The sequence below is a fragment of the Micromonospora sp. NPDC007208 genome, assembly GCF_042869175.1.
In the GTDB taxonomy this organism is placed as follows: Bacteria; Actinomycetota; Actinomycetes; order Mycobacteriales; family Micromonosporaceae; genus Micromonospora; species Micromonospora foliorum.
This window is the reverse complement of record NZ_JBIAFG010000001.1, coordinates 490,089-497,299: the sequence shown is the minus strand read 5'-3', so window position 1 is coordinate 497,299 and position 7,211 is coordinate 490,089. Positions and strand designations below refer to the sequence as shown.

The 7,211-nt window shown below is 74.1% G+C and carries 8 protein-coding genes; 4 read left to right on the top strand and 4 right to left on the bottom strand.

Translation table 11 applies throughout. The features are described from left to right. Positions 1-958 precede the first annotated feature (958 nt). From ACFYL6_RS02050 to ACFYL6_RS02035, 4 genes are read left to right on the top strand one after another with little or no spacing between them, the layout of a single operon-like run. A complete protein-coding gene (locus ACFYL6_RS02050; RefSeq protein WP_387166220.1) occupies positions 959-1,381 on the top strand; it encodes a molybdopterin-binding protein in 423 nt (140 codons plus the stop codon). After that, positions 1,378-2,241 carry a molybdate ABC transporter substrate-binding protein gene (gene modA, locus ACFYL6_RS02045; RefSeq protein ID WP_387166218.1) on the top strand — a complete coding sequence of 288 codons (864 nt, stop codon included), beginning with the start codon at positions 1,378-1,380 and terminating at the stop codon, positions 2,239-2,241. The genes ACFYL6_RS02050 and modA overlap by 4 nt, the downstream gene beginning before the upstream one ends. A gap of 17 nt (positions 2,242-2,258) precedes the next feature. Beyond that, positions 2,259-3,074: an ABC transporter permease gene (locus ACFYL6_RS02040; protein ID WP_387166831.1), complete on the top strand. Its 816-nt coding sequence runs from the start codon at positions 2,259-2,261 to the stop codon at positions 3,072-3,074. Further along, entirely contained in the window at positions 3,071-4,138 is a 1,068-nt protein-coding gene (locus tag ACFYL6_RS02035) for an ABC transporter ATP-binding protein (protein ID WP_387166216.1), read from the top strand. Before ACFYL6_RS02040 ends, ACFYL6_RS02035 begins: the two co-directional genes overlap by 4 nt. Before the next feature lie 152 nt (positions 4,139-4,290). On the opposite strand, the gene ACFYL6_RS02030 is transcribed toward ACFYL6_RS02035, so the two are convergent. From ACFYL6_RS02030 to ACFYL6_RS02015, 4 genes are all read right to left on the bottom strand, one after another. Then, positions 4,291-4,704 carry a type II toxin-antitoxin system Phd/YefM family antitoxin gene (locus tag ACFYL6_RS02030; protein WP_387166214.1) on the bottom strand — a complete coding sequence of 138 codons (414 nt, stop codon included), beginning with the start codon at positions 4,702-4,704 and terminating at the stop codon, positions 4,291-4,293. Between the two features lie 42 nt (positions 4,705-4,746). Next, positions 4,747-5,307: a GNAT family N-acetyltransferase gene (locus ACFYL6_RS02025; protein ID WP_387166212.1), complete on the bottom strand. Its 561-nt coding sequence runs from the start codon at positions 5,305-5,307 to the stop codon at positions 4,747-4,749. Positions 5,308-5,387: 80 nt separating this feature from the next. Continuing rightward, a complete protein-coding gene (locus ACFYL6_RS02020; protein WP_387166210.1) occupies positions 5,388-5,828 on the bottom strand; it encodes a hypothetical protein in 441 nt (146 codons plus the stop codon). 34 nt (positions 5,829-5,862) lie between these two features. Continuing rightward, positions 5,863-7,089: a hypothetical protein gene (locus ACFYL6_RS02015; protein ID WP_387166208.1), complete on the bottom strand. Its 1,227-nt coding sequence runs from the start codon at positions 7,087-7,089 to the stop codon at positions 5,863-5,865. Positions 7,090-7,211 lie beyond the last annotated feature (122 nt).

The following is a 7,211-nucleotide window of genomic DNA, read 5'->3' as shown; positions in this document are numbered from 1 at the left end:
CTTGCCCACCCGCGCCAAACTCCCCAACCAGCCCCCCCACCCCCCCACCGGCCGCGGGGCGGGGGGGGGGCCCCCGCCCCCCCCCCCGCCGCACACCCCACACCCGGCCCGCCGCACACCCACACCCGGCCCGCCGCACACCCCACACCCGGCCCGCCGCACACCCACACCCGGCCCGCCGCACACCCCACACCCGGCCCGCCCCGCACACCCCACACCCGGCCCGCCCCGCACACCCCACACTGGCCCGCCCCGCACCTCGCGCCCGGCCCGACCAGGTCCCCCCGACTTCCCGCACCCGCACCCCGACTTCCCGCACCCCCGCCCCATGACTTCCCGCATCCCCGCCGCGCGCCCGCGCCCGCGCCCGGGCCAAGATCTACGCAACTTCCCGGATGTTGCTGCCTCCGACGCCCGAGAGACAGCAACATCCCTGATATTGCGTGGATTGACTGCGACCGCCGCGTCCGACCGACCGGAAGCGAGTTTGGGGCGCCCCCGCCCGTGCCCCGTGCCCCGCGCCCCGCGCCCCGTGCCCCGTGCCCCGTGCCCCGTGCCCCGTGCCGCGCTCCGCGCTCCGCGCTCCGCGAGATCTTGGACAGTTTCCGTTTCGTCCGAACGGTAACTGTCCAAGATCTCCAGGCTTAGAGCACGGACATGCCCTGGCCGGCACCCAGGTGCGGGTGCCACACCCACACCCACCGCCACCGCCACCGCCACCGCCACCGCCACCGCCACCGCCAAGATCGTGCTCGAACCAGGATGTAGTGGCCTCACCGATACGCCGACACCACTACTTCGTTGTTCGAGCACGATCTTGCGGACCGCCCGAGGAGGTCGCAGGCGTCCTGAGACAGAGCAGGAAGACGCACCTGCCGGCCTTGACACCCATTTACCCAGGCGACTGCTGCCCACGCCAGCCTTTCGCCATGGCAAATGCGGGCGTTAAGGTGAGCGGGTGACGACGTACCGGATCGGGGAGGCCGCCGACCTGCTCGGCGTCAGCGCCGACACCATTCGCCGCTGGGTGGACGCCGGGCGCCTGACGGCCGGGCGCGATGAGCACGGCCACCGGGTCGTCGACGGCGTCGACCTGGCGGCGTTCGCTCGCGCTCAGGCCGCCCACCCGGATGCGGGTGCTGAGTTCTCCTCGGCCCGCAACCGGTTGCGCGGCATCGTCGTCGACGTCCGCAAGGACACGGTGATGGCCCAGGTCGACATCCAGGCGGGCCCGTTCCGGGTCGTGTCGCTGATGAGCCGGGAGGCCGTCGACGAGCTCGACCTGCGGGTTGGGTCGGTGGCCGTCGCGGTGATCAAGTCGACCACAGTCGTGGTGGAGCGAGCCGCACCCGCCCCAACGCGGGGACGGTCGGCCGGATGAACGCGGACACGGCCGGGCGAACAAACCCGGACACGGCCGGCCGAACAAACCCGGACACGGTCGGGCGGACGAACGCGCGGAGCAGGCGTACGGCGGTAGCCGTGCTGGTGGCGGCCGGCCTGGCCGTGGCCGGCTGCGGCGCGGGCGGTGACCGGGCAACCGGCGGCAGCGGGGACGGCCGGGTGACCGGCACGGTGACCGTGTTCGCGGCCGCCTCGCTGACCGAGTCGTTCACCCGCATCGGGAAGGACTTCGAGGCCGCCAACCCGGGCAGCCGCGTGACCCTCAACGTCGCCGGCAGTTCCGCTCTGGCCAACCAGATCATCCAGGGCGCGCCGGCGGATGTGTTCGCCTCGGCCGCTCCGGCGAACATGACCACGGTCACCGAGGCCGGCGACGCCGACGGCACGCCGAGCATCTTCGCCCGCAACCAGTTGGTGATCGCGGTGCCCCGGGGTAACCCGAAGGCAGTGGCGGGCCTGGCCGACCTGACCGGCCCGGGTGTGAAGGTGGCGCTCTGCGCCAGTCAGGTGCCCTGCGGCGCGGCGGCCCGCACCGCCCTGGACGCCGCCGGCGTCGCGCTGACGCCGGTCACCCTGGAGCCGGACGTCAAGGGCGCGCTCGCCAAGGTGAAGCTCGGCGAGGTCGACGCGGCACTGGTCTACCGCACGGACACGCGGGCGGCGAGCGCCGACGTGACCGGTGTGGAGTTTCCCGAGTCTGCGCGGGCGGTCAACGACTACCCGATCGTCGCGTTGAAGGACGCGCCGAATCCCACCGGCGCGCGGGCCTTCGTCGCGTACGTCCGCTCGGCGCCGGCGCAGGCGGTCCTCGCCGAGGCGGGGTTCCAGGCTCCGTGAGGCAGGCCCACGACCACCTGGCACCCAGCGGGCGCCCGGCCACCCCCCGGCGGCGGGGGCGGGTGCCGGCGGCGCTGCTGATCCCCGCCGGGCTGGGGTTGCTGTTCCTCGTCCTGCCGTTGGCGGGGCTGCTGATCCGGGCACCGTGGACGACCCTGCCGGAGCGGCTCACCGAGCCGGGCGCGCTGACCGCCCTGCGCCTGTCGGTGCAGACCGCCACCCTGGCCACCGCGCTCTGCCTGCTGCTCGGGGTGCCGCTCGCCTGGGTGCTGGCCCGGGTCGAGTTTCCCGGCCGCCGGCTGGTACGCGCGCTGGTCACCGTGCCGCTGGTGCTGCCGCCGGTGGTCGGTGGGGTGGCGCTGTTGCTGGTCTTCGGCCGGCGCGGCCTGCTCGGCGGCTGGCTCGACACCACGTTCGGCATCACTCTGCCGTTCACCACCACGGGTGTCGTGCTGGCCGAGTCGTTCGTCGCCATGCCGTTCCTGGTGATCGCCGTGGAGGGTGCGCTACGTGCCGCCGACCACCGCTACGAGGAGGCCGCGGCGACGTTGGGCGCGAGCCGGTGGACCACCTTCACCCACGTCACGCTGCCGCTGGTGGCGCCCGGTCTGGCCGCCGGGGCGGTGCTCTGCTGGGCGCGGGCGCTTGGCGAGTTCGGTGCCACCATCACCTTCGCCGGCAACTACCCCGGTCGGACGCAGACCATGCCGCTCGCCGTCTACCTGGCGTTGGAGACGGATGTGGAGTCCGCGATCGTGCTGAGTCTGGTGCTGCTCGTGGTGTCGGTGGGCATCCTGGTCGCATTGCGGGACCGCTGGATGACCACCGCATGAGCGACCGACTCCTCGACGCGCGGCTCGTCGTCGACCGGGGCGCCTTCCGGCTCGACGTGCCGCTGCGGGTCGCGCCGGGCGAGGTGGTGGCACTACTCGGCCCGAACGGCGCCGGCAAGACCACCGCACTGCGGGCGCTGGCCGGGCTGCATCCCCTCACCGACGGGCACGTCACCCTCGACGGCGTCGACCTGGACCGTCCGGCGTCGGGGGCCTGGGTGCCCACCGAACGCCGGTCGATCGGCGTGGTCTTCCAGGACTACCTGCTCTTTCCGCACCTCAGCGCGTTGGACAACGTGGCGTTCGGGCCGCGCCGGCACGGCGTCGAGCGGCGAGCCGCCCGCGCCATGGCCCGCGAGTGGCTGGGTCGGGTGGGGCTTGACGCGCAGGCGCAGCGCCGGCCCCGGCAGCTCTCCGGCGGTCAGGCGCAGCGGGTGGCGCTGGCCCGCGCGCTGGCCGTGGGGCCGTCGCTGCTGCTGTTGGACGAGCCGCTCGCCGCGCTGGACGCCCGCACCCGGCTGGACACCCGCGCGGAGCTGCACCGGCACCTGTCCGCGCACGCGGGCGCGACGGTGCTGGTCACCCACGACCCGCTGGACGCGCTGGCGTTGGCCGACCGACTGGTCATCGTCGAGGGTGGCCGGGTGGTACAGGAGGGCGACGGGCCGAGCGTCACCGCCCGCCCGCGCACCGACTACGTCGCCCGGCTGGTCGGGCTGAACCTGTACCGGGGTCGCGCCGACGGGCACGGGGTGCGGGTTTCGCCGGAGCTGACCCTCACGGTCGCCGACCGGCTGGACGGTGAGGCGTTCGTGGCGTTCCGCCCGGCCGCGGTGGCTCTGCACCCGGCCCGGCCGGAGGGCAGCCCGCGCAACACCTGGGCGGGCACCGTGGCCGGTGTCCAGCGCCACGGTGACAACGTGCGCGTGCAACTGGACGGGCCGATCGGGGTGGCCGCTGATGTCACGCCGGCCGCCGCCGCCCAGCTGCGGCTGATTCCTGGCCAGCGGGTCTGGGTGGCGGTCAAGGCGACCGAGACCCACGCGTACCCGGCCACCGGATGATCCGGAGGGCCGCTGGCCCGCGCGGACGCCGACCGGCTCGCCCCGCCAACGGGCACCGCGCCAACGGGCAGCCCGTCAGCCGGCACGACACCGCCACACACGCGGCGCGGCACCCACCTCAGTTGGTGCGGCCAACGCGGCGCGGGCGCCAGTCAGCCGGCGAGCAGGTCGGTGTGTGCGGCGCGTAGCCGGGCCAGCGCCGGGTCGCTGCCCGGGACGACTCGGCGATCCAGCTCGGCCCACGCCTCGGCCAGCGCGGCACGGACCGCGCCCAGCTCGGCGGCGTGCCGCTGGCTGCTGCGTCGGTGCTGCTCTTCGAGGCGGCGGGCCCAGCCGGCGGTGATCGTGGCGAGCCGGTCGGCGTCGGCGCGGGCCTGGGCGCCGCTGCGGGCGGCTGCGGCGGGGACGATCGCGGCGACCGGGCGGGGATCGCCGTCGCGGGTGACGACGGTGACCGCGTCGGTCAGCTCGGCCAGCGCGACGAGCTGGCTGAACCGGGTGCGCGCCTCACGCAGCGGCACGGAACGCGGCGGGTCGGAATGAGGGGTGAGCGCGGGGACGGCCATGGATGCATGGTGCCGCGCGGGTATGACAACTATTCGCGGTCGTCAGTGGACGGTGCGTGGCGCCGCGGTCCACTCGTCGGCAAGCACCGACCAGACCTCAAGGTCGATGCGACCGTGTGGACCGGGGCTGACCTGGCGTAGCGTGCCGTCGAGGCGCAGGCCGAGCCGGCTGGCGAGGGCCTTACTGCGGGTGTTGTCGGCGTTGGTACGCCACTCCACCCGCTGGATGCCACGCTCGCGCACCGCCCAGTCGACGATCTGGCGCACCGCCGGGGCGACCATGCCCTTGCCCTGGGCCGCAGGCTCCACCCAGCAACCGACCTCGCAGACGCCCCGGGCCACGTCGAACGACACGAACATGACCCCACCGACAAGCGTGCCCCGCCACCACAGCCCCCAGATGCCGCCGCTGTCGCGGGCCCAGAGGTCGGCGTACCGCCGCAACACCGCGTGGGCCGACGGCAGGTCGGTGGCGACGAAGGACGGCGACACCCAGGGCTGGATGTGCTCGCGGGCCCGATCGAGGTGGGCGAGGAACTCCTCGGCCCGCCACGGGTCCAGCGGACGCAGCTCGACCTCCTCGGTCAGCGGCAGGGCGAACACCGGGCCTCCACTCAATGCGCTCCGAACGTCGGTAGCAGGCTCGCACACGCGCCTCGGTCGAGGCACGGCCGCCCTCGCGCTCACGCCGGTAGGTGCGTCTGTAGCGCGGCGAACTGGGCCACGGTCAGGTAGGAGGGGTTGGCGGCCTGCGGCTGACGGAACACCTCCAGGGCGGCGAGCCGGTCATCGGCGCGCAGCAGCAGCCGGGACACCCGGTCCCGTTCGGCGAGGATGGGCAGGTCCAGCGGCACCGACCACGGCTGCCCCGGTGCGCCTGGCTCGGCCGCCCCGGTGACCCGTCCGACGCCCCACACCCCGTAGGTCAGTCGGCCCCGGCTGCCGCTGGCCCAGAAGACCGCCGGTTGCCCGGCGCACATCAACCGCGCCCGGTAGCCGGGGCGTACGCACCAGCTCGTCACCAGTGGCTCCTGGGCGAACCGGGCGGCGAGGTCGACCAGGTCCGCGTTGCCCTTGATCAGCCAGGCGCCCAGGTCGTCGAGGCGTACCCGTGGCTCGGTCATGGCGGACCTGTTGCCCGGCCGGCGACAGGCCCAATCAGATGATCATGTGAGTCCAGTAGCTGAGCCAGAGCACGAACAGCGCGCCCTGCACCACGGCGAGCGTCGCGGTCAGCCACACGTCGACGCTGGCGTGCCGGGCCCAGCGGGCCAGCACCAGCGCCACCGGGAACGCGGCGAGCAGATAGCGCAGCAGACTCTTGTACACCGGCGGGCCCATCGACAACGGCACCAGCACCATGAGGACGCCGTACACCAGGTAGGCCAGCTCCCGGCGGCGGAACCCGGCGACCAGCACGGCCAGGACGGCCACGGCGAACCACACCCGCGCGGCGTCGCGCGGCTCCCCGGCCAGCCCGTCCAGCAGCACCGGAACGGGGTTCTGCACCTCGATCCCCCAGCCGGTCTGCTGGGCGTGCTGGTAGGCGAACCAGTCCCCACCCCGCCACCGGCAGTACGCCATGAAGGTGAACCACCCGGCGGGCAGCAGCAGCAACGGCCAGCCGATCCGGAGGTAGCCGAGCAGGGCGCGCGGCCCGAGCCGCCAGTCGTGCTGCCGCAGTAGCACCAGGGCCAGCGGCAGCGCCACGAGCAGGCCGACGGAGCGACTCATCGCCAGGAAGTAGCCGAGCACGCCGACCAGCAGCCACCGGTGTCGCTCGGCGTAGTAGAAGGCGGCCAACGCGAGGCAGACGAAGAGCGACTCGGTCAGCGCGGCCTGGAACAGGAACGCGGTAGGCAGCAGCACCAGGTACCGGGTGAACCGGCGGGCCGCGTGCGCGTCGCCGAGCAGCAGCTCCGCCAGCCGGTAGCCGTACCAGAGCGCCAGCAGGAACGCGACGTTGCTGATCACGAGCAGGGCGAGGGCGTTGTCGCCGCCGAGCAGCGCGCCGAGGGGCCGGGCCAGGAACGGGTACAGCAGCGGGAAGCCGAAGTCTCGCCACGGCCCGCTCAGGGGCAGCTCGCTCAGCCGCAGGTAGAGCAGCGAGTCCCAGGCGAACCAGAAGGAGATCCACCGGTGCCCGGAGACGTCTCGCTGTTGCGCCCACATCAACGTCTCGTTCGGGGGTGGGGCCCCGGGGACGCCGTCCCAGGCGTGCAGGACCAGGAGCCCGAGCAGGGTGAGCAGCAGCTTCGCGCCGAGGAACAGGCCGATGACGTACGGCCAGGGCGCCGGCACCCGGCGGGCCAGGCGCGCTCCGCCGCGGCCTGCCGCAGCGGCCCGGGCGGCCAGCGCCGCCGCGCCGCTGCGCCACCGGTCCATCTGTCTCGCCTCCCCGCTCCCCCGGTCCGCCGGCCACGCGGGGATTCGCTGTTCTCGTGGTACGCCGCGGTGCGCCCCGCCGAAGCGAGGACCCACCGCTACTAAGTGTGACATTCTGCGCA